The organism is Pseudomonas sp. MH10, from assembly GCF_034353045.1.
Lineage (GTDB): Bacteria > Pseudomonadota > Gammaproteobacteria > Pseudomonadales > Pseudomonadaceae > Aquipseudomonas.
Genome location: NZ_CP133783.1, coordinates 2,110,895 through 2,137,847, shown reverse-complemented (window position 1 = coordinate 2,137,847; position 26,953 = coordinate 2,110,895). Strand labels below are relative to the sequence as shown.

Sequence of the window (26,953 nt, the reverse complement as noted above, 5' to 3'; positions counted from 1 at the left end):
TCTTGGTTTCAAGCTTAATTCTATCTGTCCGCGGCTGTACGGCCGCCGTAGAGGCGAAAACATGAAAACAACCATCGAATTGCCTCTCTTGCCATTGCGTGATGTTGTGGTTTATCCGCACATGGTTATCCCGCTGTTCGTGGGGCGTGAGAAATCTATCGAGGCCCTTGAGGCCGCGATGACCGGCGACAAGCAAATCCTCTTGCTTGCCCAGAGAAATCCCGCAGACGACGATCCAGGTGAAGATGCTCTTTATAGCGTCGGCACCGTTGCAACGGTATTGCAGTTGCTCAAGCTGCCTGATGGCACCGTCAAGGTGTTGGTCGAAGGCGAGCAGCGTGGCACTGTCGAGCGCTTCATTGAAGTCGAGGGTCATTGTCGCGCTGAAGTAGCGCTGATCGAAGAGGTGGATGCACCCGATCGCGAATCCGAAGTGTTTGTGCGCAGCCTGTTGGCTCAGTTCGAACAATATGTACAGCTGGGCAAAAAAGTGCCCGCTGAAGTCCTGTCTTCCCTCAACAGCATTGATGAGCCGGGTCGCCTGGTCGATACCATGTCCGCGCACATGGCGTTGAAAATCGAGCAGAAGCAGGAAATTCTCGAAATTGTTGACCTGTCTGCACGGGTAGAGCACGTGTTGGCATTGCTGGACGCTGAAATTGACCTGCTGCAGGTTGAGAAGCGTATCCGCGGCCGTGTCAAAAAGCAGATGGAGCGCAGCCAGCGCGAGTACTACCTGAATGAGCAGATGAAGGCCATTCAGAAAGAGCTGGGCGACAGCGATGAAAGCCACAACGAAATCGAAGACCTCAAAAAGCGCATCGATGCAGCTGGTTTGCCTAAAGATGCCCTGACCAAAGCGCTGGCGGAGCTGAACAAGCTCAAGCAAATGTCGCCGATGTCGGCTGAAGCCACGGTGGTTCGCTCTTACATCGATTGGCTGGTACAGGTGCCTTGGAAGGCTCAGAGCAAAGTCCGTCTGGACTTGACCCGCGCTGAAGATATTCTCGACGCCGACCATTACGGCCTGGATGAAGTCAAAGAACGCATTCTCGAATACCTCGCCGTGCAAAAACGCGTGAAGAAAATTCGTGGTCCTGTGTTGTGTCTGGTCGGTCCGCCGGGTGTGGGTAAAACCTCCCTCGCCGAGTCAATTGCCCATGCAACCAACCGTAAATTTGTGCGCATGGCCTTGGGTGGCGTGCGTGATGAAGCGGAAATTCGTGGTCATCGCCGGACGTATATCGGTTCGATGCCCGGACGATTGATACAAAAGATGACGAAAGTGGGCGTTCGCAACCCGCTGTTCCTGCTCGACGAAATCGACAAAATGGGCAGCGACATGCGTGGCGATCCGGCCTCGGCATTGCTTGAAGTACTTGATCCAGAGCAGAACCACGCCTTCAACGATCACTATCTGGAAGTCGATTACGACCTTTCCGATGTGATGTTCCTGTGCACGGCTAACTCGATGAATATTCCTGCGGCGCTGCTGGACCGAATGGAAGTCATCCGCCTGCCTGGCTATACCGAAGATGAAAAAATCAACATTGCAGTCAAGTACTTATCGCCTAAACAGATTCAGGCTAATGGCTTGAAGAAAGGCGAAATCGAGTTTGACGAAGAAGCGATCCGCGACATCGTGCGTTATTACACCCGTGAAGCGGGCGTGCGGAGTCTGGAAAGGCAAATTGCGAAAATCTGCCGCAAGGCCGTTAAAGAGCACGCGCTTGAAAAGCGCTTCTCGATCCGCGTAACGGCGCAAATGCTGGAGGATTTCCTCGGTGTTCGTAAATTCCGCTACGGTTTGGCCGAAGTCCAAGACCAAATTGGACAAGTAACCGGTTTGGCATGGACTCAGGTGGGCGGTGAATTACTAACCATTGAAGCGGCCGTGGTCCCGGGTAAAGGTCAGTTGATCAAGACCGGTTCATTGGGTGATGTAATGGTTGAATCCATCACCGCTGCGCTGACGGTTGTGCGCAGTCGGGCCAAAAGCTTGGGAATCCCTCTGGACTTCCATGAGAAGCGCGACACCCATATCCATATGCCGGAAGGCGCGACGCCTAAAGACGGTCCTAGCGCGGGCGTAGGTATGTGCACGGCCCTTGTTTCAGCGCTGACACAGATACCGGTGCGTGCTGACGTGGCAATGACCGGTGAAATCACCCTGCGGGGGCAGGTTTTGGCGATCGGCGGCTTGAAGGAAAAACTGCTCGCGGCGCACCGTGGCGGGATCAAAACCGTGATCATTCCTGAAGAGAACGTACGGGATTTGAAGGAAATTCCGGACAATATCAAACGGGACTTGCAGATTAAACCGGTTAAATGGATTGACGAGGTCCTGCAAATTGCGCTGCAATACGCGCCGCAGCCCTTACCGGATGTGGCTCCTGAACTGGTAGCCAAGGACGAAAAGCGCGAGTCTGACGCTAAGGGAAGAATTAGCACGCATTAGTCTGCATGGCCTTCCTTGACAGCTTTTTAGAGCCCTTGTTATAAAGCGGCTCTAAAAGAGTCTGTAGGCCATTCAGCGCTCGTTTTGCTTAACACCAAAAAACTTAGAAACGTACTCAATAGATATAAGGGGACTTAGAGTGAACAAGTCGGAACTGATTGATGCTATCGCTGCATCTGCTGATATCCCGAAAGCTGCTGCTGGCCGTGCGCTGGACGCAGTAATCGAATCCGTCACTGGCGCTCTTAAGGCTGGCGACTCTGTTGTACTGGTAGGTTTCGGTACGTTCTCCGTTACTGATCGTCCTGCTCGTATCGGTCGCAACCCTCAAACCGGTAAGACGCTGGAAATAGCTGCCGCAAAAAAACCAGGTTTCAAAGCCGGTAAAGCACTGAAAGAAGCTGTTAACTAAGCTACTTTCACGCCTTTGCCTATCCAGGCCAGAGTCATTTCTGTCTTGGCAGCGGAGCGGTAGGTCAGCCGGTACAAAAGCCGTGCTGGTCCACCGAGGTCGCGGATTCGAGCCTCGACCGCTCCGCCAGTTACGAGAAGGCGCATCCTCGGATGCGCCTTTCTTCTTTCCGGATTCTACCCACGCTCCGCGGTTGGTTTAATTCAGTACAACCGTTTCTGGGGGACGCATGCTGCAGAATATCAGGGACAATTCCCAAGGCTGGATTGCCAAGACAATCATTGGCGTGATCATGGCGCTGATGGCCTTGACCGGCTTCGATGCCCTATTCAGGGCCACCAGCACCAGTCAGGATGCTGCCAAGGTCAATGGTGAAGAAATCACCCAAACCGAGCTGAGTCAGGCGATTGAGATACAACGCCGGCAGCTCGCGCAACAGCTGGGCAAGGATTTCGATCCCGCGCTGCTGGACGAAAAAATGCTGCACGACTCGGCCCTTAAAGGCTTGGTCGATCGCAAATTGTTGCTCGAAGGTGCCGCTGACTCCAAATTCGGTTTCTCCGAGGCTGCGTTGGATCAGCAGATTTTGCAGACACCTGAGTTTCAGGTAGACGGCAAATTCAATCCTGATCGTTTTGATCAGGTCATCCGCCAGTTGGGCTTCAGCCGTTTGCAATTCCGCCAGATGATGGGTCAGGAAATGTTGATCGGTCAGGTGCGCGCCGGTTTGGCGGGCAGCAGTTTTGTCACCGACGCTCAGGTTGACGCGTTTGCCCGTCTGGAAAAACAGACGCGTGATTTCGCCACGCTGACGTTTATTCCCGACATCGCGGCCGCAAAAGTGACCGACGCTGAAATCAAGACGCATTACGACGAACACGCCAAAGAGTTCATGAGCCCCGAGCAGGTCGTGCTGGATTTCATTGAATTGAAGAAATCCGCCTTTTTTGATCAGGTTCAAGTCAAGGACGCTGATTTGCAGGCGGCGTATCAGAAAGAAATCGGCAACCTTGCCGAGCAGCGTCGTGCTGCACACATTCTGATCGAAGTGAACGACAAAATGACCGATGCCCAGGCCAAAGCGAAGATTGAAGATATTCAAAAGCGCTTGGCCAAAGGTGAGGATTTTGCGGCGTTGGCCAAAGAATTTTCACAGGATCCGGGTTCTGCCAGCAGAGGCGGTGACTTGGGTTATGCAGGTCAGGGCGTCTACGATCCGGCTTTCGAAAAGGCGTTGTATGACCTGAAGAAAGACCAGGTATCGGTACCGGTGCGCAGCAGTTTCGGCTGGCACTTGATCAAGCTGTTGGGTATTGAAGCGCCGTCTGTTCCAACCTTCGCCAGTTTGAAAGACAAGCTAACCCACGAGCTGAAATCTCAGCAGGTTGAGCAGCGTTATGTCGATGCCACCAAGAAGCTTGAAGACTCGGCGTTCGAAGCGTCCGATCTGGCGCAGCCTGCCCAAGAGCTTGGCCTGAAAGTGCAAACCTCCGCGCCGTTCGGCCGTGAGGGAGGGGAAGGTATTACCGCCAACCGTGCCGTGATACAGGCCGCGTTTAGCCGGGAAGTGCTTGAGGATGGTTCTAATAGTGCCGCCCTCGAACTCGATCCGGAAACATCTGTGGTGGTGCGGGTCAAGGAACACCGTCAGCCAGAGCAGTTGCCACTTGAAAGCGTTGCCAGCAGCATTCGGGCGCAGTTGATGAAGAATCACGCCAGCGATGCGGTCAAGGCCAAAGGTGAGGCGTTATTGGCGGGTCTGCGCGACGGTAAAATACCGCTGACAGCCAAACAAGACGGTCAAAGCTGGAAAGTGCTGGAAGCGGTTAGCCGCAGTCAGGAAGGTGTTGACCCGGCAGTGCTGCAAACGCTATTCCGCATGCCCAAGCCAGAAGGCAAAGGCAAGCCGGTCTACAAGAGTCTGAAAGCAGCTGACGGTAGCTTCGTGATCGTGCGCCTTAATGGCGTCAATCAAGCCGCAGCGCCGACAGCTGATGAAAAGACTCAGTACCGCCGCTTCCTCGCCTCGCGGGCAGGTCAGCAGGACTTTGCTGCTTACCGTGCACAGCTGGAAAGCAAAGCGAAGATCGAACGTTACTAACGTTTAGCCTCGCTACAAAAAAAGGCCGCTCAACTGAGCGGCCTTTTTTTTCAAGCTCCGCGAATGCTAACCGCCTGTAGATACCAACTTGTTGGCGAGGCGCTATAACTGACACGCCGCATCAAGCCCATCGCCAACAAGTTGGCTCAGAACGTTTGCGGTGTACCCCAGCCAACAAAAAGCCCGCAACTCGTGCGAGCGGCGGGCTTTTGATCAAGCGGTGAAATCAGTCTTCGAGGTTGCCCATCGCGGTGGTGTTGAAGCCGCCGTCGACGTACATGATCTCGCCGCTGATGCCGGACGCCAGGTCGGAGCACAGGAAGGCGCCGGCGTTGCCGACCTCATCGATGGTCACATTGCGACGCAGCGGAGTTTGCGCTTCGTTGACGGCGAGCATTTTTCGGAAATTTTTGATGCCAGAAGCCGCCAAGGTACGGATCGGACCAGCCGATACGGCGTTGACGCGGGTGCCTTCTGGGCCAAGGCTGCCGGCCAGGTAACGTACACCCGCTTCCAGGCTGGCTTTGGCCATGCCCATCACGTTGTAGTTAGGCATGGTGCGCTCTGCGCCCAAGTACGACAGGGTCAGCAGGCTGCCGTTACGGCCTTTCATCATTTCGCGACCGGCTTTGGCCAAGGCCACAAAGCTGTAAGCGCTGATGTCGTGAGCGATACGGAAGCCTTCGCGGGTGGTTGCTTTGGTGAAGTCACCGTCAAGCTGGTCACCGGGTGCGAAGCCTACTGAGTGGACGATCACGTCCAGGCCATCCCACTTCTTGCTCAGCTCTTCGAAGACCTTGGCGATCTCTTCGTCGCTGGCCACGTCGCAAGGGAAGCACAGTTCAGGATTTGAACCCCAGCCTGCAGCGAACTCTTCGACACGACCTTTCAATTTTTCGTTCTGATACGTGAAGGCCAGCTCTGCGCCCTCGCGATGCATGGCGGCAGCAATGCCGGATGCGATGGACAGTTTGCTAGCGACACCGACGATCAGGACGCGCTTACCGGCGAGAAAACCCATGTGTTGTTCCTCTTCAGGTTAATCGACAGCTACCGGCGCCAAAAAGGCGGCCTCCAGCAGCTGCTGTGTATAGGGATGTTGCGGCGCGGCAAAAATGCTGCGCGCCGAACCTTGCTCAACGACTTGTCCTTGCTTGATCACCATCAACTGGTGGCTCAACGCTTTGACTACCGCCAGGTCATGGCTGATAAACAAATAGGTCAGGTTGTACTTTTTTTGCAGTGACCGCAGCAGCTCCACTACTTGGCGCTGAACGGTCCGGTCGAGCGCCGACGTGGGCTCGTCCAACAAAATCAGCGCCGGTTTTAACACTAATGCCCGGGCAATGGCGATTCTCTGCCGTTGCCCGCCGGAAAATTCATGGGGGTAGCGGTGCCGAGTCTCCGGATCCAGACCTACCTCCTTAAGCGCCTCAATGATCGCGCTTTCTTGCTCGGCCGGGGAGCCCATGCGATGAATGCGCAGGCCCTCACCGACAATTTCACTCACCGTCATGCGTGGGCTCAGGCTGCCAAACGGGTCCTGGAACACCACCTGCATTTGCCGACGCAGGGGACGTATCTGCTGCTGCGTCAGGCAGTCTAGCGTTTTGCCCTGAAAGCGTATGGCGCCTTGGCTCCCGATCAACCGAAGAATGGCCAGGCCCATGGTCGATTTGCCCGAGCCGCTTTCGCCCACTATCCCCAGTGTCTGCCCTTGGAGCAGGCTGAAATTAACCCCGTCCACTGCCTTGACGTGATCGACAGTGTGTTTGAACAGCCCTTTCTTGATCGGAAACCAGACGCGCAGGTCTTCTACTTCAAGCAGCGGGGCACCTGCCACCGTGGTCGCCGGGCCGCCGCTAGGCTCCGCGCCCAGCAACTCTTGGGTGTACGGATGCTGCGGTGAACGGAACAGCTGTTCACAGGACGCTTGTTCGACGATGCAACCGCGCTGCATGACACATACTCGGTGCGCAATTTGCCGTACCAGGTTCAAATCGTGGCTGATCAACAGCAGCGCCATGCCCAACCGGGCCTGTAATTCCTTGAGCAGTTCGAGGATTTTCAGTTGCACCGTGACGTCCAGCGCGGTGGTCGGTTCGTCGGCAATCAACAGTTCGGGTTCGTTAGCGAGGGCCATGGCAATCATTACGCGCTGCCGCTGACCGCCTGAGAGCTCGTGTGGCAGGGCTTTGAGTCTTTTGTGTGGCTCATTGATACCAACCAACTCAAGCAGCTCCAGTGTCCGCACAGTGGCCGCCTTGCCTTGCAAGCCCTTGTGCAGGCTAAGCACTTCGTTGACCTGTTTCTCGATGGATTGCAGCGGGTTGAGCGAGGTCATGGGTTCTTGAAAAACCATCGCGATCCGGTTGCCACGAATCGCACGCAAGCGTTTCTCACTGAGCTTGAGCAAGTCATGCCCTGCGTAATGAATTGTGCCGCTGGGATGGCGCGCCAGCGGGTAGGGCAGCAGACGCAGTATTGAATGCGCGATGACAGACTTGCCCGACCCGCTTTCGCCGACCAACGCCAGGGTTTCGCCGCGACGGACATCGAAACTGATGCCCTCGACCACCCGATGGATGTTCCCGTCGGCAACGAACTCCACGGCGAGATCGCGGACTTCGATCAAATTGTCCTTGTTCATCTCATTTCCTTGGGTCGAAAGCGTCGCGGGCGGATTCGCCGATGAACACCAGCAAGCTGAGCATCAGGGCCAATACGGCAAACGCGCTGATCCCGAGCCATGGTGCCTGCAAATTGGATTTGCCTTGGGCCACCAGTTCACCCAGCGATGGCGAGCCAGCGGGCAGGCCAAAGCCGAGAAAATCCAGCGCGGTCAGTGTACCGATGGCGCCGGTCAGAATGAACGGCATGAAAGTCATGGTCGAGACCATGGCATTGGGCAGAATATGCCGAAACATAATCGCCATGTTCTGCATGCCCAACGCCCGTGCAGCGCGCACGTATTCCAGGTTGCGCCCACGCAGGAACTCGGCCCGCACCACGTCCACCAGGCTCATCCAGGAAAACAGCAGCATGATGCCTAGCAGCCACCAGAAATTGGGCTGGACGAAACTTGCCAGAATGATTAGCAAGTAGAGCACCGGCAACCCTGACCATATCTCCAGAAAGCGCTGCCCGACCAAATCTACCCAGCCGCCATAAAAACCCTGAAGCGCACCGGCAATCACCCCGACGATTGAGCTGAGGATCGTCAATGTCAGGGCAAACAATACCGAGATGCGAAACCCGTAGATGACCCGCGCCAACACATCGCGACCTTGATCATCGGTGCCGAAGTAATTTTCTAACGAGGGCGGTCCGGGCGCCGGGACTTTCAGGTCGTAATTAATGCTTTGGTAGCTGAATGGGATCGGCGCCCACAGGGTCCAGGCGTCTTTGGCCTTCATCAGCTCCTTGATGTACGGGCTTTTGTAGTTAGCTTCCAGCGGGAATTCGCCGCCGAAGGTGGTTTCCGGGTAGCGCTTGAACACCGGGAAATACCATTGGCCGTCGTAATGCACGGCCAGCGGTTTATCGTTGGCGATCAATTCGGCGCCAAGGCTCAGGCCGAACAAGACCAGAAACAACCACAGCGACCACCAGCCCCGCTTATTGGCTTTGAAGCGGGCGAAGCGACGACGATTGAGCGGTGAGAGCGTCATATCAATGCTCCCTGCTTTCGAAGTCGATACGCGGATCGACCAGCGTATAGGTGATGTCGCCAATCAATTTCACCACCAGTCCCAGCAGGGTAAAAATAAACAAGGTGCCGAACACTACGGGGTAGTCGCGGTTGATCGCCGCTTCGAAACTCATCAATCCCAGCCCGTCCAGGGAGAAAATGACTTCCACCAGCAGCGAGCCGGTAAAGAAGATGCCAATAAACGCAGACGGGAAACCGGCGATGACCAACAGCATGGCGTTGCGGAATACGTGGCCGTACAAGACGGCCCGCTGACTCAAGCCTTTGGCTTTGGCCGTGATCACGTACTGCTTGCCGATCTCGTCGAGAAAGCTGTTCTTGGTCAGCAACGTCATGGTCGCGAAGTTGCCGATCACCAATGCAGTGACGGGCAACGCCAAGTGCCAGAAGTAATCGAGAATTTTGCCGCCCCAGCTCAGCTCATCAAAGTTGTTCGAGGTCAGGCCACGCAATGGAAACCAGTCGAAATAGCTGCCACCGGCAAAGACCACGATCAGCAGAATCGCAAACAGGAAGGCCGGTATCGCGTAACCGATGATGATTGCGGTGCTGGTCCAGACGTCGAAGTGGCTGCCGTGTCGTGTGGCCTTAGCAATCCCCAATGGAATCGACACCAGGTACATGATCAACGTGCTCCACAGCCCGAGGGAAATGGAGACCGGCATCTTCTCTTTAATCAGGTCGATGACTTTGGCGTCGCGAAAAAAACTGTTGCCGAAATCCAGCGTGGCGTAGTTCTTGATCATGATCCACAGGCGTTCGGGGGCAGACTTGTCAAAGCCGTACATGTGCTCGATTTCTTTCACCAGCGCCGGGTCCAGCCCTTGAGCGCCACGATAGCTGGAACCGGCCACCGACACTTCCGCACCACCGCCAGCGATGCGACTGGTGGCGCCGTCGAAGCCTTCGATCTTGGCGATCATTTGCTCCACGGGGCCACCGGGAGCTGCCTGAATGATCACGAAATTGATCAGCAAGATGCCGAACAGGGTGGGAACTATCAGCAGCAAGCGCCGAAAAATGTAGGCCAGCATCTTATTGCTCCACGCTCGCCGGCTTGGCTTGCTCAGGGGTTGGGCCGGGCATAGGCACGGGAATAGCCCGTGTGGCGTCGGGTTTGACCCACCAGGTCGAAGGCGCCACATCGTACAGTGCCGTGGTTTTCGGGTGGCCAATAGGGTCCCAATACGCCACGCGCCAGGTTTTAATGTGCCAATTGGGGATGACGTAATAACCCCAAAGCAGCGCCCGGTCCAGTGCTCGCGCGTGGGTGATCAGGCTTTGCCGTGAATCGGCGTTGATCAGGCCCTCGACCAAGGTGTCGATGGCCGGGTCTTTAAGTCCCATGAAATTGCGGCTGCCCGGTTTATCGGCGCTGGAGGAGTCCCAGTATTCCCGCTGTTCGTTGCCCGGCGAATTGGACTGCGGGAAACCACTGACGATCATGTCGAAATCCCGCGAGCGCAAGCGATTGACGTATTGCGAGACATCGACTCGGCGCAGCACGAAATCGATGCCAAGGTCGCTGAGGTTGCGCTTGAACGGCAGCAACACCCGTTCGAATTCGGTCTGTGCCAGTAAGAATTCGATCTGCACCGGCTTGCCTTGGGCATCGACCATCTTGTCGCCGACGATGCGCCAACCGGCCTCTTGCAGCAGTTGAAAGGCCTGGCGTTGTTGTGGACGAATCATCCCGCTGCCGTCAGTCACTGGCAGCTTGAATTCATCGGTGAACACTTTGCCCGGCAACGTGCTGCGCAGGGGCTCAAGAATCGCCAGTTCATCGGCGGATGGCAGGCCGCGTGAGGCCATTTCGGAATTATCGAAGTAACTGTTGGTGCGGGTGTAGGCGCCATTGAACAGCTGCTTGTTGGTCCATTCAAAATCCAGCAGCAGGCTAAGTGCTTCACGCACACGGGGGTCCTGAAAAATCGGACGCCGCAGGTTGAAGACAAACCCCTGCATGCCGGTGGGGTTGCCATTGGGGATTTCTTCCTTGATCAAGCGTCCGGCGTTGACTGCTGGGGTGTTGTAGGCGGTGGCCCAGTTCTTCGCGCTGATCTCCAGCCAATAATCGAATTGCCCGGCCTTTAGCGCTTCGAGGGCTACGGTGTTGTCCCGGTAGTAGTCGAAGGTCATGGTGTCGAAATTGTAAAAGCCGCGGTTGACCGGCAGGTCCTTGCCCCAGTAGTCCTTGACCCGCTCGTAGCGAATCGAACGCCCGGCCTTGACCTCGGCGACCTTGTACGGTCCGCTGCCCAACGGAATTTCCAGATTGCCCTTGCTGAAATCTCGGTGTTCCCACCAGTGCTTGGGCAGGACCGGTATCTGGCCGAGGATCAACGGCAGCTCGCGGTTGTTGGTGTGCTTGAAGGTGAACAGCACGCGTAACGGGTCTTCGGCAATCACCTGATCGACATCGGCGTAGTAGCCGCGAAACATCGGCGCACCACTTTTGATCAGGGTCTGAAAACTAAACACGACGTCTTCAGCGCGTATCGGGTGGCCGTCGTGAAAATGCGCTTCCGGGCGCAGATAGAAGCGCACCCAGCTGTTGTCCGGGGCCTTTTCAATTTTGCCGGCGATCAACCCGTATTCAGTGAACGGTTCGTCCAGGCCTTGGCGGGCCAGGGTGTCGTAGATCATGCCGATGTCGTCGGCCGCGACGCCCTTGTTGATAAAGGGGTTGAGACTGTCGAAACCACCGAAGCCCGCCTGACGAAACGTGCCGCCCTTTGGCGCATCCGGGTTGACGTAGTCGAAGTGCTTGTAGTCAGCGGGGTATTTCGGCGCCTCGTTATAAAGGGTCACGGCGTGTTCGGGGGCGGCTTGCGTGACGCAGGCCAGGCCCATCATTACGATGCCGCTAGCCTGCAACAGCAGGGAGCGCATGACAGTCATTGAATCTTCTCCGAAGGCTTGAGCCACCACGCGCGCAAACCCAGGGTATAGGGCGGGGTGGTGACCATGACGAACCGGTTACGGTATGCCAGGCGATGATAGTCGAGGTACCAATTGGGAATGCTGTAATGCTGCCAGAGCAACACCCGATCCAGTGCGCGGGCGGCGGCGAGTTGATCTTCGTGGGTTTGTGCGGCCAGCAACTGTTTGAGCAGGCTGTCAACCACCGGGCTGGAAACCCCCGCGTAGTTCTTGCTGCCCTTGGTCGTCGCCTGACTGGAATGGAAATACTGCCATTGTTCAAGCCCTGGGCTCAGGCTCTGGTTGAGGGTCATCGAAATCATGTCGAAGTCGAATGGGTCCAGGCGCTGTTTGTATTGGGCGGGATCTACCGTGCGCAGGTGGGCTTCGATGCCGATCCGCGATAAATCCTCGACGTAGGGTTGCAAGATGCGTTCGAGGTTCGGATTGACCAGCAGTATCTCGAAGCGCAGCGGTTGCCCGTTGCGGTTCAGCAGGCGTTGGTCGGACAGCGTCCAGCCTGCTTCGGTCAATAGACCGAGGACCCGGCGCAAGGTTTCCCGAGGAACCCCGCCGCCGTCAGTCTTTGACAGGCTAAATGGCTCAGTGAACAGCTTCGGTGGCAACTGATTGCGCCAAGGCGTCAACATTAACCATTCACGCCCCATAGGCAGGCCGCTGGCGGCGAATTCACTGTTGGGGTAATAGCTCAACGAGCGGGTGTAGGCGTCGCTAAACAGCGTGCGGTTGGTCCACTCAAAATTGAACATCAGGCTGAGTGCTTCGCGAACCTTGACGTCGGCAAACATGTTGCGCCGGGTGTTCATGAACAGCCCTTGGCTTTGAGTCGGAATCTTGTGCGGAATCTGCGCCTTGATCACATCGCCACGGGCGACCGCCGGGAAGTTGTAGCCGGTGGCCCAGTTCTTGGCCTGATGCTCGATGTAGATGTCGAACTCATTGGCTTTGAATGCTTCGAACGCTACATCGCTGTCGCGGTAAAACTCGACTTCAACCCGATTGAAGTTGTACTTGCCCCGATTGACGGGTAAGTCCTTGCCCCACCAGTCCTTGACCCGCTCGAAGACCAGACGCCTGCCGGGCTGCACGTGGGTAATCCGATACGGACCGCTGCCCACCGGAGGTTCGAACGTGGTGGCTTTGAAATCGCGGTTTTTCCAATAGTGCTGGGGCAACACAGGCAACTCGCCCAGACGCAGAATCAGCAGTGGATTACCGCCGCGCTTGAATACGAAGCGAATCCGGTGCCGGCCCAGAATATCGACCCGTGCGACCTCCTGCAGGCTGGTGCGGTATTGCGGGTGACCTTCTCTGAGCAACAACCGATAGGAAAACGCGACGTCGTAGGCGGTGATTGGTTTGCCATCGTTGAAGCGGGCCTGCGGGCGGAGGTTGAACACCACCCAACTGCGGTCGTCGCTATATTCGACGCTCTGCGCAATCAAGCCATAACTGGACGTGGGTTCGTCGCCGGAAGGGTCGTATTGGCCGGTGCCAACCATCAGTGGCTCGTTGAGCTCATTGACGCCGTATTGCAGGAAATTGGGCGTCGAAATCGGGCTGCTGCCCTTGAAGGTGTAAGGATTAAGCGTATCGAATGTGCCAAACGCCATGATGCGCAAGGTGCCACCTTTCGGCGCCTCGGGATTGACCCAGTCGAAGTGAGTGAAGCTGGCTGGGTACTTGAGTACACCGAACTGCGCATAGCCATGGCTTTCGCTGATGGTAGCGGCTGCGGGAAAGCTCAAGGCCAGGCTGATGAATAGCAGGAGAAAACGTATCACGTCTGACATCCGACTCAGGCGGCTTGGGCTACTGGGGCGGTACAGTAACAGCTTGTATCGGCTGGAAAAAGACGGCGGGCAGGCGGTGTCAGATACGTGACTCCTACAGGTTTTGTGCTCGCCCAAAAAACCGGTGGGACCGAATTCATTCGGGAAAGCGTCAGCGCTCCTTGGCGCAGCCTAACTCAGTCGTTCCGATACACCGTTAACGTCTCACCCGGCTTCAACGCCATGCCGCTGCGCGGATTCCAGCGTTTGAGATGCTGCATTTCAACGTTGAACCGCTTGGCCACCAAGTACATCGAGTCGCCTTTGCGAATCGTGTATTGAGTGGTCGCCTTTTCGCTGGCTTTTGATTTGGTACTGGCGACAGCGGTTGATTTCGAGCGGGATTTTTTGTTGGCGTCTTGCATGACCAGCGTTTGACCGATTTTCAAATGCTGGCCCGAGAGGCCATTCCAATGCTGCAGTTCTTTGACTTCGACCTTATGGGCTTTGGCGATAGTCGCCAAGCTGTCGCCTTTTTTTACCTGGTAGCTGCGGCTCGCCGAGGGAATGTCTCGGCTGGCCATTTCCTCGAACGCAGGCCCGGCAGGGGTCATGCCGGGTATGGTTGGAATGCTTAACGTCTGGCCCGCGTGAACGCCTTTGGCGGACAGCTTGTTCACGTCCTTGAGGGTATTGACTGACACCCGATAACGGCTGGCCAGGCTTACTAATGTATCGCCACGGCGTACTTTGTATTGCTGCCAGTCCACCAGTTCTTCGGGTTTCATGTTCGACAGGTTGGCGGTCAATAGCTGCGCCTTGGCCGTCGGCACCAGCAGATGCTGAGGACCGTCGATGGTCATGCGCTTTTTGAAGGCCGGGTTGAGCTGAAACAGCTCGTCTTCGTCGATATCGGCCATGGCGGCCACTTTTGACAGGTCCATCGTGTGGTTAAGCTCGACGACCTTGAAGTACGGCTCATTGGCAATCGGGCTCAGGTTGACGCCATAAGCTTCTGGCGCCATGACCACTTGCGAGAGTGCCAGGAACTTGGGCACGTAATCCTGGGTTTCCTGTGGCAATGACAGGTTCCAGTAATCGGTCGGCAAGCCAAGTTTCTGATTGCGCTCAATGGCGCGACTGACCGTGCCTTCACCGGCGTTGTACGCCGCCAATGCCAGTAGCCAGTCACCGTTGAACATGTCATGCAGCCGCGTCAGGTAGTCCAGTGCCGCAATCGTCGACGCCGTAATGTCACGGCGACCGTCATAGAAGCTGGTTTGACGCAAATTGAAGTAGCGCCCAGTGGAGGGGATGAATTGCCACAAGCCCACGGCATCGCTGCGCGAATACGCCATTGGGTTGTAGGCACTTTCGATCACCGGCAGCAGGGCCAGTTCAAGTGGCATGTTGCGTTCTTCGAGGCGCTCTACGATGTAATGCATGTAGAGGCTGCCGCGTTCGCCAGCCGCTTCGATGAACGCGGGGTTGTTAGCAAACCAGAGGCGTTGCTGATCGATGCGTGGATTTTGGCCGTTGCCTTCTTGCAACTGAAAACCCTGACGCATCCGCTCCCAGACATCCTGTGGTGCTAACGGCGTCGGTTTGCCGGTGAGGAAAATCGGCTTCTGTTTGAATTCACCGGCCAGATTGGGTGCCCGATGACTGCTCACAGGCTCAATGTGGCTCGTGGTCTGACAGCCAGCCAGCGTGGCGCTCAGGACTACAGCAATAGCCTGGGCTAACCGCGTCAATGCGTCTGAATTGATGGCTATACGTATGGATGACGACATTGGCTGGGGGGGTGTTCCAAGCGAAAATGTCGGGCGATTCTAGGAACCGCTCGCCCAATGGTCAACCTTTCAGAATTTTTGTACCGATAAAGGTCGTAATTAGAACGTGTCTTTCCACGCGCGCAGGCTAGCAAAAATCGCCGTAGGCGACCGATTGTCGGTACCTGTCCGTTCGTCTGCTTTTTCCTTGACGGCGCTTTCGTGGGTCCTAATAAACGGGTTGGTGAGTCGTTCCAGCGCTAAATTTGAAGGCAGGCTAATGCGATTTTTACTGCGCCAGTGGCTGACTTGCGCAAAACGTTCCGCGATGTCGAGGTTGGCCGGTTCTACCGCTTGCGCGAAGCGCAGGTTACTCAGCGTATATTCGTGGGTGCAGTAAATGAGGGTGCTGTCGGGCAGGGCGGCGAGCCGACTGAGGGATTCATGCATTTGTGCCGGCGTGCCTTCGAACAGACGACCGCACCCCGCAGCGAACAGCGTATCGCCGCAGAACAACAGCGGGGCTTGCGGGTCTTCATGGTAGAAGGCGATATGGCCCAAGGTATGACCTGGGACTGAAAAGACAGCGAAATCCAAGCCGAGAACGGTGATCGAATCGTTGTCCTTGAGCGCGACGTCCCGCGCAGGGATTGTTTCAGCCGCAGGACCGAGCACCCGAGCGCCGGTGACGGCTTTGAGTTCGGTGACGCCACCCACATGGTCGTGATGGTGATGGGTGACCAGAATGTCGCTGAGCTGCCAGTCGGGATGCTGTTTCAACCATGCCAGTACCGGTTCGGCATCGCCGGGATCGACCACGGCGCAGCGTTTGCTGGAAGCGTCTTGTAACAACCAAATATAGTTGTCAGTAAAAGCGGGCAGGGCATCAATCTGTATCATGGCTCAGTTCGCTAAGCAGGAAACAATGGTGCATCTTAGGGTTTGTTGCGGCTCTAAGCGAGCGCCCACATGGAGATCCCAAATGACCGATGAAGCTTTCGCCCAAGCTGATCCTGAATGGCTTGCGCTGATCAGCTCGGCCCGAGAGTGGTTGTCCGAGCCCTTGGGGCAGCTGTTGCTAGAAGAGGAGCGACGCGTTCTTGAAGACGAGTTGGGCCGTTACTTTGGCGGTTATCTGGTGCATTACGGCCCTTCTGCCGACGCGCCACCTGAGGCCAAGCAGGTTCAGCGCAACGTGCGCCTCGGTGCGCCGTTGCCCGGTGTAGAAATCGTTTGTGAGGAGCAGGCTTGGCCGCTCAGCGAGCATGCGGCTGACGTTGTGGTCATGCAGCACGGCCTGGATTTTTGCTTGTCGCCCCACGGTTTGTTGCGGGAAGCAGCGGCCAGCGTACGGCCGGGCGGCCATTTATTGATCATTGGAATTAACCCTTGGAGTGCGTGGGGGTTGCGTCATTTCTTTGCCCACGACGCGCTGCGCAAGGCCCGTTGTATTTCCCCTTCCCGGGTCGCGGACTGGTTGAACCTGCTGGGCTTCGCGCTGGAGAAACGACGCTTCGGGTGCTATCGTCCTCCGCTTGCTTCTGCGGCCTGGCAAGCGCGACTGGCGGGGCTCGAACGTCTCGGCGACAGTTGGCAAAGTCCTGGCGGCGGCTTCTATTTATTAGTGGCACGCAAGATTGTGGTCGGCTTGCGTCCCGTGCGTCAGGTCCAGCGCCAGCCCATGGGCAAGCTGCTGCCGTTGCCGATGGCCAAGGTCAATCGGCGCAACCCGCAACCCTAAAAGCCTGATGGCCATATTTTTAAGATGGGAAGTTTGATGGAACCGGTTGTCGCGAACGAAAGCGTTGAAATTTTTACTGATGGCGCCTGCAAGGGCAACCCCGGCCCAGGCGGCTGGGGTGCGCTGCTGGTGTGCAAAGGCGTGGAAAAAGAGCTCTGGGGGGGCGAAGCCAATACCACCAACAATCGCATGGAGCTGACGGCGGCCATTCGTGGGTTGGAAGAGCTCAAGCGCCATTGCAACGTGCTGGTGGTGACAGACTCGGAATACGTCATGAAGGGCATGAAGGAATGGCTGGTTAACTGGAAAAAGCGCGGCTGGAAAACAGCGGCCAAACAGCCAGTGAAAAATGCTGATTTGTGGCAATTGTTGGATGAGCAAGTGAATCGCCATACCGTGACTTGGAAATGGGTACGCGGGCACACCGGGCATGATGGCAACGAACGTGCTGACCAATTGGCGAATCGCGGGGTTGATGAAGTCAGAGGTATGAAGCACGGCTGAACAAATTTCAGCAGAAACGCAATTCTCTGTAGGAGGGGCCGCCACGTCTTCGACGCCGCGCTGTCGCGCAGCAAACTGGGTGGCACTTTGTGTGGTTTTGGTTGCAGGGTGTCAGGACTGAAGCCTTCCCGAATAAATTCGGTCCCACAGTTCTGGCGCTGCACAGATTTCTGTAGGAGGTGCCGTGGCTGCGATAAGTCCCAAGGACCTTCGCCAACACGTTGGCTCCTACAGATGTTTCGCGCATTAATCCCCCGCTTTTAAAACCGAAAGTTCCCTCTTTTCCCATCAACTGTAGGCATTGCGACTATTGATACGCGTCGATGGCTGCGGTTACCGGGGCTAGATAGAGTCATCACCCATAGCTCACGCCATGAGGTGTCAAATGCAACGCTCGATTCGTCCCGAATCCAAAGACACCGCCGCAACAGTCGAATCCAAAGACCGTTTCGTCGGTCAACCTGCTACCCATCACGTATTGATACGGATTGAGTCCATCGGTATCAGCCCTTACGACGCCTTGTGGCGCCTGAATCCGACTACTGCTGAGGCCCGGCTGCTTGAAGGGCTGGGCAAAGAAATTGCGGGCGTCGTGCTCGCGGTTGGCGACGCAGTTACCGACGTGTCTCCCGGTGATAAGGTCGCGACCTATTCGTGCGAAGGTGCTTGTACATGCACCTTGAACGGCGAGTTTCTGGAATTGCCACGTTCGGCAGTGACGGTGTATCCCGATGTGCTGACTGCGGCCCAGGCCAGCGTGCATTACACATCGCTGCTGCTGGCGTATTTCGCGTACGTTGATTTGTCCAAGGTCAAACCGGGGCAGACGGTGCTTGTTACCGACGCGAGCCAATGTGCCGGTCCTGCTTTTCTGCAGTTGGGCAAAGCGCTTGGCCTGAATGTCATTGCCGCCGCCAAGAACACCCACGATAAGCAACGTTTACTCGACCTCGGCGCGCAGACAGTGGTGCTCACAGAAGAGCACGACCTGATTCATCGGGTAAACAAACTGACCGGCGGTAAAGGCGTTGATGCCATATTCGACGGTTTGGGCGGTTCACAGATGAACCTATTGGTGGATGCCCTTGCACCACGGGGCAGTGTGGTGCTTTACGGCCTGAAAAATGGCAATCAAACGCCGTTTCCGGCCCAAGAGGCGTTTCAGAAGAACATCAAGTTTTTCGTGCACTGCCTGAGTAACTTCACCGGCAAAGCTGAGTCGGGCGTCGAGCCCAACTACGAAGCGGTGCACAAAGCGTTAAGCGTCATCAACCAACTCACGGCGGACGGCCTGTTGACGTCGCGAGTGGACAAAGTGTTTCCGCTGGAGAAGGCGACATCAGCACAGCGCTATATGGCCGAGGTTCCCGTCATCGGCAGGGTGGTGTTGCAGCCGTCATGATTGCGCGCTGAATTCTGCGTCACCCGTGCGATGCCGTGGGGCGGCATTTTGCGCGGCGGGGTGTGCTAAAATTCCGCTCTTGTACGGTGTTGAAGCGTTGAGAATTCACAATTTATGGTGCTTAGATCTGTTGTACTCGATACCGAAACCACTGGTATGCCCGTTGCCGACGGGCATCGGGTGATCGAGATCGGCTGTGTTGAATTGATCGGCCGACGCCTGACCGGGCGACATTTTCACGTGTATTTGCAGCCGGATCGCGAAAGCGATGAAGGCGCTATTGGCGTTCACGGCATCACCACCGAATTCCTGGTCGGTAAGCCGCGCTTTAATGAGGTCGCTGAAGAGTTCTTTGAATTCATCAAGGGCGCTCAACTGATCATCCACAACGCCGCGTTCGACGTTGGTTTCATCAATAATGAATTTGCGCTGCTGGGACAGCGGGACAAGGCTGATCTCACTCAGCATTGCACCATTCTTGACACCCTGGCCATGGCCCGTGAGCGCCACCCCGGTCAGCGCAATAGCCTCGACGCACTCTGCAAACGTTATGGTGTAGACAACTCCGGTCGAGAACTGCACGGCGCTTTGCTTGATGCCGAGATTCTTGCCGACGTTTATCTGACGATGACCGGCGGTCAGACCAGCTTGTCCCTGGCGGGCAATGCAACGGACGGGAATGGTTCGGGCGAAGGGTCGGGCAATACCGCCACGGAAATTCGTCGCCTGCCCAGTGATCGGCAGCCAGCCCGTGTGATTCTGGCCAGCGACAGCGAGATGGCAGAGCACGATGTGCGTATGGCGGCCATCGCTAAATCCGCCGGAGCACCTGCGTTGTGGGTTCAGTTGCTTGAGGCTCAGACGCAAGCGGCCGTTCAATAGCGCGGTTTCATCAACCTCACTCAGTGGTGCCATGACCCAAGCTAACCCTGAACTGTCCATTCGCGTTGCGGATGAGCGCTTTGAGGATTACATCCTCAACAGTGAGTTCACCTTTACCGTCAGCGGCTACGCGCTTGCGCAGGTCGGGCAGCGCGTCGAGCGCTGGGAGGTTGAACCGGTCAAGCCTTACCGCAAGAATTACGGGATCGACGCTCAAGAGTTCGATCATTACCGGCACGGGCCTGATAACACTGTTCTCGTAGCGTGGCTCGGGGAGCGGCCAGTAGGTCATATGGTGCTCAGCACCCACTGGAACGGTTTTGCCCATGTCGATGAATTGGCAGTTGATGCGTCGGCCCGGCGCACAGGGGTTGCCCGGTCGTTGCTTGAGGTGGCGCAATTCTGGAGCCGCAAGCGTCACTTGCCTGGGATCATGCTCGAAACCCAAAACAGCAACTTGGCGGCGTGCAAGCTTTATGAGCGTTGCGGGTACATAGTCGGCGGAATAGACCACTTGCTGTACCGCGCAATTGATCCCGACACCCGAGAAACGGCCATTTTCTGGTATTTGATTTTTGAATAACCGAAAGAGACAGGCTGGTATCGCGCAAATCATTTGAACTGCCGCTTGGACTCGCTCTTTATCGCTCTTTGTAGAGTCGAGAAAGGGAGCAGAGCATCCAAGCGGCAGGCAGGTAATCACATGACAACGTAACCAATAGCCCGAATCAGGTGCGGGTCATTTTTACTTTGGACTGGAGCAACTCAAAGTCGTCCCCGCCCAGGTGGGTGACTCGATCACCGATGGCCAAACGATAGGTTGTGACAGGCTCCTTGCCGCTCGCCGCATCCGGCTGTGATTCCTGGAATTCATGCACTGAATAGACACGGCCTTCCGCGTCCCTTGCATGGAATTGTCCAACGAGAACTGAAGCCATTTGCTTTGTAACCTCTGAAGATAACCGCTCAATTGCGCTGACATGCTAACACTGCGCGACGACAGTCTACGCCCGCTTGTAAGGTAAGTCTGAAAGAACAGGTTCAGTGACTGCTTACTGGTGGATCAGACCGTATTTTGACTGATGAGTTTTCGTCCGCAGAAAAAAAAGTCTGGGGGCTAAGCACCGTGCCATGGGCTGCATCCGTTTGAGTTATTCTGCGCGGTGTTGCAACGCTCGGCATTGAAAACCAGACGAAGTGTGCTGCATCATCTATAACTGAATCTCCCCATATCATAAGCGGAAACTCTTCATGAGCCAGGTCTACAAGATTGCAGTCCTCGTGGGCAGCCTGAGAAAAGACTCGATCAACCGTAAGGTCGCACTTGCGCTGGCCGCGTTGGCGCCTGAAACCCTTGAACTAAAGATTATCGAGATCGGTGATCTACCTCTTTATAACGAAGACATCGACGCAGGTAATCCGCCGGCTGCTTATGTGGCATTTCGCCAGCAACTAATGGCGGCAGATGCTTTCTTGTTTGTAACTCCAGAATACAATCGCTCAGTGCCAGGCGTGTTGAAGAATGCCATCGACGTTGGTTCTCGTCCGTACGGCCAAAGCGCTTGGGGTGGCGGTAAACCCGGCGCTGTCGTCAGCGCGTCGCCAGGCGCCGTGGGGGGCTTTGGCGCTAACCATCATTTGCGCCAATCTTTGGTGTTCCTCAACGTACCGTGTATGCAGCAACCGGAAGCCTACTTGGGCAACGCCGGGGTCCTTTTTGACGAGTCGGGCACGCTTTCTGAAAAAACCAAACCTTTCCTGCAGGCTTTTGTTGACGCGTTTGCGGTATGGGTAGCGCTGAACAAAAAAGTTTGATTTCGCTGAGATCAATAAAGCGATAAGCGTTATGTAACGCAGGCAGCAACGGCGGCCAAGGTAAGTTTCCTCTTCATATCTAGCCACTTCCGGGACCCGTTCCCGAGAAGTGGCGTCGACGAAGGAAGCTTGCCATGTTGCTCGATTCAATCTCCACTGCCGCCCCCTCCGTATCACTCCCCTATTTTCATGCCGAATCACTCAAGCAGCGATTCACTCAAAATGTCGAGAATGCGCTTCTTGCCGAGCACATTGATGAAGCCGAGGCGCTATGGTTGCGAACCTTAGTGACACCTCCTTCCGACACCCAGGACTGGAATCCGCCGCGATTGGACGGTTTGAAAAAAAACGGAGGCTTGCCCGCTAACGTTGAGCTGGCTGCTGCGCTACAGATCAGTTATCGGTCGAGCGATACCACGATTTTTCTCGATACCTTGCTGTATGGCTTGGAGCGCTTTGATGATCGAGAGCAACTGCTAGGTACGTTATTGCAACGTTTCGGTTCAAGAACCGAAGAAGTCCCCACGTTTGAAGATGTGCTAATCGAAACGCCGGTGTTCGAAAACAGAATGTTCAACATCATCGATCACCATGTGGAGAAAATCGAAGCGCTTGCCCAGCATTTAGAGCAGATCCCCTCTTTGCAAATGGTATTTCAATGTGGGCTGCAGCAGACACTCGCTGGCTCATTACCCGGTTTAGCGGGGGATCCTTCATCCCATCTTTTACAGATTCTGGAGTCACCTGAGTCGCCAAAAGTGGACGGATTGGTTTCCGGCACACAAAGCCTTCTGGATGCAGCGCTGGATGATTACAGTGGTATTGCATTACCGCTTGGCCGTGAGCGGCGTTTTATCGATTCGTTCGGTAAGACCCTCGATCAAGTCGGGGTGAAGTCGGTTCAGCTTGCCCTGTCCAATACCATCAAGGCAGTGCCAGCAACCTTTGAGACGCAACTCGGCAAATTCTGGTGGTCACCTGTTGGTCAGGGCCAGACGCGTCGCGAATATGTCGCTAACGCTTTCGCAGAAGCTTTTCGTCAGCACCTGTATGCACGACGGCATGATGGTTTTCTAGTTGCTCATGAATCCCGGCGAATTAGCACGCTCCTTGACCCACAACTAAAACAGTGGGGCGATGGTGGTCCAATAACTGTCATGACGCTTGCGCTGTCGGACAATGCTCGACAACGGCCAAGGCTTGTCGGAGTTTTTGTGATTGCGTCAGTGGTGCCGTCACTCCCGGAACTGATTGTGTACACGGCTGGAAAAGGACTGCGCAGGTTCCGTAACCGGCTGGAATTAAGCGACCATTTCTCTACTCCCGAAGGCACCCTTGAGCTGCTTTGCCATCTGCCATTGAGCGATCATGCCTGGGTAACTTCAACGCCGTGGACGTTGCAATTTGACGATATGGAGGGCAATGACCCGTTTCTGAATGCGGTTGATTCAATCATGGCCCTGCAAAACAGTAATGTGCAGTTCGCGCTACAGCAGCCTCGACCAGAACGTAGCCGGATCGCTGTGATGATCGACGATGCATTGGACGTTCGCTATCTGGTCGATCAACGCCTGATCTGTCTGGGAGCTCGTCATCGGTGGCGCGAAGGAATAGCTACGTTCGATGAAACCTGGCTGAAATCGGCCGCTACTGGAATCCCCGCCACCGCTGCCTCCGGTAAAGGCAAAGGTGAGACCGTTCCACGTTCGCCCACCTGGACCGAGTTAACCCAGATTCTTGAAGACAACGCGCAGCGTATGTGGGAGGCGCAGCCTGATGTCGAGCGCTGTTCATTGGATGCGTTAAACCGGCAGTTGGCAGTGATCGGCGAAGGTCATCTGACGGCTAAAGAGGTCCGGGTACAGATTCCAGAGCAGTTGCCCGCCAAGACACAGGGCACCCTTGACCCAGCCCCGCAGTCGGTGGACTTAGTGACGCTGTTGCTCGAACGGGCCAGCGGATATCGCCAAATCGAGGTTCCGGCCGACAGTCAGATTTCAATCTTGACCGCGCCACAGCAGGTCAATGTCCTGCGGTTGACACCCCAATTACTCAATCATGTGCTCAATAGCGCCCGCGCACAGTTGTCGGCCGCGTTGATGAACCAGACCCAACAATTCTATACACGCCCCTTGCGTCGGAACGACAGTCAACTGTTTCCGGGTGCAATCTCCCGCGGTATTCGCAACGCCTTATTACGTATTGAACTGGACCTTGCCAGTCGCCTGAGCACCTTTAATGTTCAAGCCCGTGAAGCCTTCGAGCAGGTGCTGAACTATCCGACACGCAATTTGCGCCGTGTGTTCGGCGACAAGGCGGTCGAGGTTTACAGCCTGTGGTTAACCTATGACCCATCCAGCTCTGCCGTGCAAATGACCAACGTTTTTGCGCTACAGCAGCCCGGGCGCACGGACAGCACACTGTTGTTCTGGACACCATTTGAGGGGCTGAAAGTGGTCGAAAGCCTCGACATACTCCAGCAAGCGATCATTGCCCGCCTGAGAAATGGTGAACGGCGTGAGCATTGGCTGGCACTTTTTGCCGAGCCAGACAAAGCGCGCATCCGCAAATGCCTGGAGCGTACCGAAGCGATATCACTGTCAATCCAAACGCGCCAAATCGACGGTAATTTCATCGAGTACTTGCAAACCGTTGACTTGAACCGCCGAACACAGGGTGTAGTTCAGGCCTTTGAGTGGGCTTCTCGATGCCGGGTCGAGGCAAAACTCTTCGGTAACCTGGTCGCCGCCGCTCAAGCGGATGACTCTACTGCCTTGGCGCTGGACGTCATCTCAAGCAAGATTCAAAACGTCTTGTTTGAAGCTCGGATACCGGCTTGGATGAAAGCCGCTTCTGCGGAGTCGGTGGAGGAGTACGCCGACGTCCTCAGGCGTTACGCTCAGATCACCCTGTGGGAAAAGGACTTCTTGTTCGGTATTCCAGGCTTAAAAGGCTTCGCCCGCGAACAAGTCATCAAGCAATTACACCTCGACTTCCCGGATCACCCATTCGATCCAGACGATTTACAGATTACCCTCACGCGGTATGTGGGCTCGCCAACGGGTCTAGGACAGACACCCTCTTTTTTTCCCGCTGCGACCGATATCAAAACCCAAACACTGACCGAATTTGCCCTGAATCATTCTGCGGCCATTCAAGGGGCAACCTTGACCGTGGCCTCTGGAAAAGGCCGTACGGTCCCTGCGCAATTGACCCCCGCTTACCTTAAAGGATTGATCCGCACGTTAGACGTAGGCGCTCATTTTCAGAAGTTGCTGACGCAAAAACTCGACACTAAGGGACCGGAATACGCCATTCGCAAAGGTCTTTTTGTCAAACAGTGGCCCGCGATGATGATTGAATTGGCCATGCAGAAAAAGCTCGAGGGCCCGCTCACGTCCAACGCTTACCAGTACATCGAAGGCCTGATGGAAATGCCTGACACGCTTGCGCGGCAGGCGGTGCATGGTGAGGAAATTGTTTTGTGCCCGCTGCGCCTGATTGCCCAGGACGGTGCAATAGCAGACACGGTGCCCGGTTTTTATGTGATCTGCTCGAAAGACGCGGCTAAAGGTCCGGTGATTCTCTATTCGATTTTCAACCGGAATTTTTGCTTCAAGGAATACGTGACCCGCGAGAGCCTATTGCAGGACATTCGCCGCTCAAGCGCGTTGCAATCCCAGCTGATGCAGCGTGTTTCGGATGAGGTGAGAACGCGTTATGGGCATCACAGCTTTCATCTGCCGCCCCTATGGAGTGTCGATTTCTACGTGGACTACCCGATGTTTTCGCTGGGTCCGGTCACCCTGAGCTACGAACCCATACCCGGCAACCTTCTAACGTATCTGTTTGAAGACACCTTGAATGTGCTCAAGCAGATGGCCCAACAACAAACGGTAACCACCGCCCAGGCCGACTGGGAATCGTTCACCTATCTGATGACGCTCGGCGCCGAACAGATGCTGATTTTCATGCCCGGCGAACTGGGTGTGCTAATAGCTGCCTGGCAAGGTGTGTTGATGTTGCAGTCATCCGCTGAGTCAGCCGTTGGCAGTAATTGGGGTCGGGCGTTGGGGGAGTTCACTGTCGCCTTGTCGATTTTTGCCATGGCGAAACAGTCCGCCGCAGAGACGTCGAACTTTGAACCTGTCGTTCCCATTCGGTTAAGCAAGCTAATGTCTCCTCCCGAGTATTCATGGCAAAACACCCAACTGCCTTCGGAAGTAAAACGGCGGTTACAGACGTTCGAGGTGTCAGATATCACCCTGGGTAATCTGCTGAAGGATGAGCTTTACAACCTCTATCAGGCGCCACTGACTCAAAAAAATTACGCCGCTGTGGCAGGCAAGGTTTATGAAGTCCGGCGGGAAAATGAACGCTGGAACATTATCAGTGGTGACAAAGTCGGTCCAAATCTTCGGCTCAATCAGCACCAGCAATGGGAGCTCAATGTCCATTGGGGGCTGAAGGGTGGAGGAGGCGCTGTTACCCGCTTATCCTCTGCAGCGGAACTCACGGTTGGCGACGTCGAACATGCGATCAATCTAGAGTTTTCCGTTTTGGCCACCGGGATGCCTCAAATACGGCAGTTGTATCGGGCGCGCGCACGACAGATCGGGCGCGCTCATTTGCAAGCTAAACGCTACATTGAGACGTGTATGGATAACCTGAACGCGCTTGAATCCGGTGGTCTGCTGCATCCGAAGGTCAATCAAATCATTACTGCTTTTTTTGGTATTCAGAACACCAGTGCAGAACTGTTAGGTTCAATCAGGCAATCAGTGACCGGGTTGTTTAATTCAGTAATGGACCCATCGTTGGCCTCTTACTCATCCCCCCGATATGTTATCGGGTTAAACCGGGCCGGGTATGAAACCACGGTGGCATTTACGCTCAAGGAAGACCCTCTTCTGCGTATTTTCCTGACTGAGCGCTTTTTTCAGTCGTCGTTTTACCATCTCAAGGTCCCGCTCGCCGGGAGTGCCAGCTTCAACGCAACCGCTCATGCCCGATCCGCGTCGGTGATCCATGAGGTCTCTCACTTGAGCAACAATACGTTCGATATTGCCTATGTAGAGTCATCCGCGCCTTTTCTTGACCTGATGGCCGACGATTCGCCTGGCATGGTTCAGCTCAAGTCCGATGTGGAAGAAATGCAGCTCCGTTTCCTGTCCCATCGCACGCCCATTGAGCAACTGTTCAAGCGGTTTAAAAACGGCCGATGGGAAGACCTCAGTGATGACCCTGCGGAAGGCAAGTCTTTCGTTTTAGGCGTGACGGGTAAGTCAACGCTGGCAGAGGCTCGTCTTGAGTTTCTGGCCAACGCCGAAATGCGAGGGGAGATTTTGCTCAATAATGCTGACTCGTTAACCCTGCTGGTCATGTTGCTGGGTCGACACAATTTTGTTCCCTGAAGTGCGTGCCTGGCAACGAATGAAC

At 55.6% G+C, this 26,953-nt stretch carries 19 protein-coding genes; 10 read left to right on the top strand and 9 right to left on the bottom strand.

What is annotated here, in order from left to right; translation table 11 throughout:
- The first annotated feature begins 61 nt into the window (after positions 1-61).
- The 3 genes from lon (at position 62) to RHM59_RS09595 (ending at position 4,971) form a co-directional block, all read left to right on the top strand.
- Positions 62-2,458: an endopeptidase La gene (lon, locus tag RHM59_RS09605; protein ID WP_322165392.1), complete on the top strand. Its 2,397-nt coding sequence runs from the start codon at positions 62-64 to the stop codon at positions 2,456-2,458.
- A gap of 139 nt (positions 2,459-2,597) precedes the next feature.
- Positions 2,598-2,870, top strand: coding sequence for an HU family DNA-binding protein (locus tag RHM59_RS09600; protein WP_002552737.1), 273 nt, complete (start codon positions 2,598-2,600; stop codon positions 2,868-2,870).
- A gap of 229 nt (positions 2,871-3,099) precedes the next feature.
- Positions 3,100-4,971 carry a SurA N-terminal domain-containing protein gene (locus tag RHM59_RS09595; protein WP_322165386.1) on the top strand — a complete coding sequence of 624 codons (1,872 nt, stop codon included), beginning with the start codon at positions 3,100-3,102 and terminating at the stop codon, positions 4,969-4,971.
- 226 nt (positions 4,972-5,197) lie between these two features.
- On the opposite strand, the gene fabI is transcribed toward RHM59_RS09595, so the two are convergent.
- From fabI to gloB, 8 genes are all read right to left on the bottom strand, one after another.
- Positions 5,198-5,992 carry an enoyl-ACP reductase FabI gene (gene fabI, locus RHM59_RS09590; protein WP_322165385.1) on the bottom strand — a complete coding sequence of 265 codons (795 nt, stop codon included), beginning with the start codon at positions 5,990-5,992 and terminating at the stop codon, positions 5,198-5,200.
- Positions 5,993-6,010: 18 nt separating this feature from the next.
- Positions 6,011-7,621 carry an ABC transporter ATP-binding protein gene (locus tag RHM59_RS09585; RefSeq protein WP_322183622.1) on the bottom strand — a complete coding sequence of 537 codons (1,611 nt, stop codon included), beginning with the start codon at positions 7,619-7,621 and terminating at the stop codon, positions 6,011-6,013.
- A 1-nt stretch (position 7,622) separates the two neighbouring features.
- On the bottom strand, positions 7,623-8,642 hold the full coding sequence (locus RHM59_RS09580; protein ID WP_322165383.1) for an ABC transporter permease: 1,020 nt from the start codon (positions 8,640-8,642) through the stop codon (positions 7,623-7,625).
- Position 8,643: 1 nt separating this feature from the next.
- Positions 8,644-9,717 (bottom strand): microcin C ABC transporter permease YejB, encoded by a 1,074-nt coding sequence (locus tag RHM59_RS09575; protein ID WP_322183624.1) that lies wholly within the window; start codon positions 9,715-9,717, stop codon positions 8,644-8,646.
- A gap of 1 nt (position 9,718) precedes the next feature.
- Positions 9,719-11,584, bottom strand: a complete 1,866-nt coding sequence (locus RHM59_RS09570; RefSeq protein ID WP_322183626.1) for an extracellular solute-binding protein — start codon at positions 11,582-11,584, stop codon at positions 9,719-9,721.
- The gene (locus RHM59_RS09565; protein ID WP_322183627.1) at positions 11,581-13,410 is read right to left on the bottom strand and encodes an extracellular solute-binding protein; all 1,830 of its coding nucleotides are present in this window, start codon (positions 13,408-13,410) and stop codon (positions 11,581-11,583) included. The genes RHM59_RS09570 and RHM59_RS09565 overlap by 4 nt, the downstream gene beginning before the upstream one ends.
- A 185-nt stretch (positions 13,411-13,595) precedes the next feature.
- Positions 13,596-15,191, bottom strand: a complete 1,596-nt coding sequence (locus tag RHM59_RS09560) for a LysM peptidoglycan-binding domain-containing protein (protein ID WP_322165379.1) — start codon at positions 15,189-15,191, stop codon at positions 13,596-13,598.
- Positions 15,192-15,290: 99 nt separating this feature from the next.
- Positions 15,291-16,070, bottom strand: a complete 780-nt coding sequence (gloB, locus tag RHM59_RS09555; RefSeq protein WP_322165378.1) for a hydroxyacylglutathione hydrolase — start codon at positions 16,068-16,070, stop codon at positions 15,291-15,293.
- Between the two features lie 82 nt (positions 16,071-16,152).
- On the opposite strand from gloB, the gene RHM59_RS09550 reads away from it, so the two are divergent.
- The 5 genes from RHM59_RS09550 to RHM59_RS09530 all read left to right on the top strand — a co-directional run bounded on the left by RHM59_RS09550 (position 16,153) and on the right by RHM59_RS09530 (position 20,282).
- Positions 16,153-16,911, top strand: coding sequence for a class I SAM-dependent methyltransferase (locus tag RHM59_RS09550; RefSeq protein WP_322165377.1), 759 nt, complete (start codon positions 16,153-16,155; stop codon positions 16,909-16,911).
- Between the two features lie 36 nt (positions 16,912-16,947).
- Positions 16,948-17,415 (top strand): ribonuclease HI, encoded by a 468-nt coding sequence (gene rnhA, locus RHM59_RS09545; RefSeq protein WP_322183629.1) that lies wholly within the window; start codon positions 16,948-16,950, stop codon positions 17,413-17,415.
- A 385-nt stretch (positions 17,416-17,800) separates the two neighbouring features.
- Positions 17,801-18,817, top strand: a complete 1,017-nt coding sequence (locus RHM59_RS09540) for a zinc-dependent alcohol dehydrogenase family protein (protein WP_322165375.1) — start codon at positions 17,801-17,803, stop codon at positions 18,815-18,817.
- A 114-nt stretch (positions 18,818-18,931) separates the two neighbouring features.
- Positions 18,932-19,699, top strand: coding sequence for a DNA polymerase III subunit epsilon (gene dnaQ / locus RHM59_RS09535; RefSeq protein ID WP_322183631.1), 768 nt, complete (start codon positions 18,932-18,934; stop codon positions 19,697-19,699).
- Positions 19,700-19,730: 31 nt separating this feature from the next.
- Positions 19,731-20,282: a GNAT family N-acetyltransferase gene (locus tag RHM59_RS09530; RefSeq protein ID WP_322183633.1), complete on the top strand. Its 552-nt coding sequence runs from the start codon at positions 19,731-19,733 to the stop codon at positions 20,280-20,282.
- A 145-nt stretch (positions 20,283-20,427) separates the two neighbouring features.
- Here RHM59_RS09530 and RHM59_RS09525 read toward each other — a convergent pair whose 3' ends face one another.
- On the bottom strand, positions 20,428-20,637 hold the full coding sequence (locus RHM59_RS09525) for a hypothetical protein (protein WP_322165372.1): 210 nt from the start codon (positions 20,635-20,637) through the stop codon (positions 20,428-20,430).
- Positions 20,638-20,950: 313 nt separating this feature from the next.
- On the opposite strand from RHM59_RS09525, the gene RHM59_RS09520 reads away from it, so the two are divergent.
- The gene (locus RHM59_RS09520) at positions 20,951-21,514 is read left to right on the top strand and encodes an NAD(P)H-dependent oxidoreductase (protein ID WP_322183634.1); all 564 of its coding nucleotides are present in this window, start codon (positions 20,951-20,953) and stop codon (positions 21,512-21,514) included.
- A gap of 134 nt (positions 21,515-21,648) precedes the next feature.
- Positions 21,649-26,928 (top strand): dermonecrotic toxin domain-containing protein, encoded by a 5,280-nt coding sequence (locus RHM59_RS09515; RefSeq protein WP_322286476.1) that lies wholly within the window; start codon positions 21,649-21,651, stop codon positions 26,926-26,928.
- Positions 26,929-26,953: the final 25 nt, after the last annotated feature.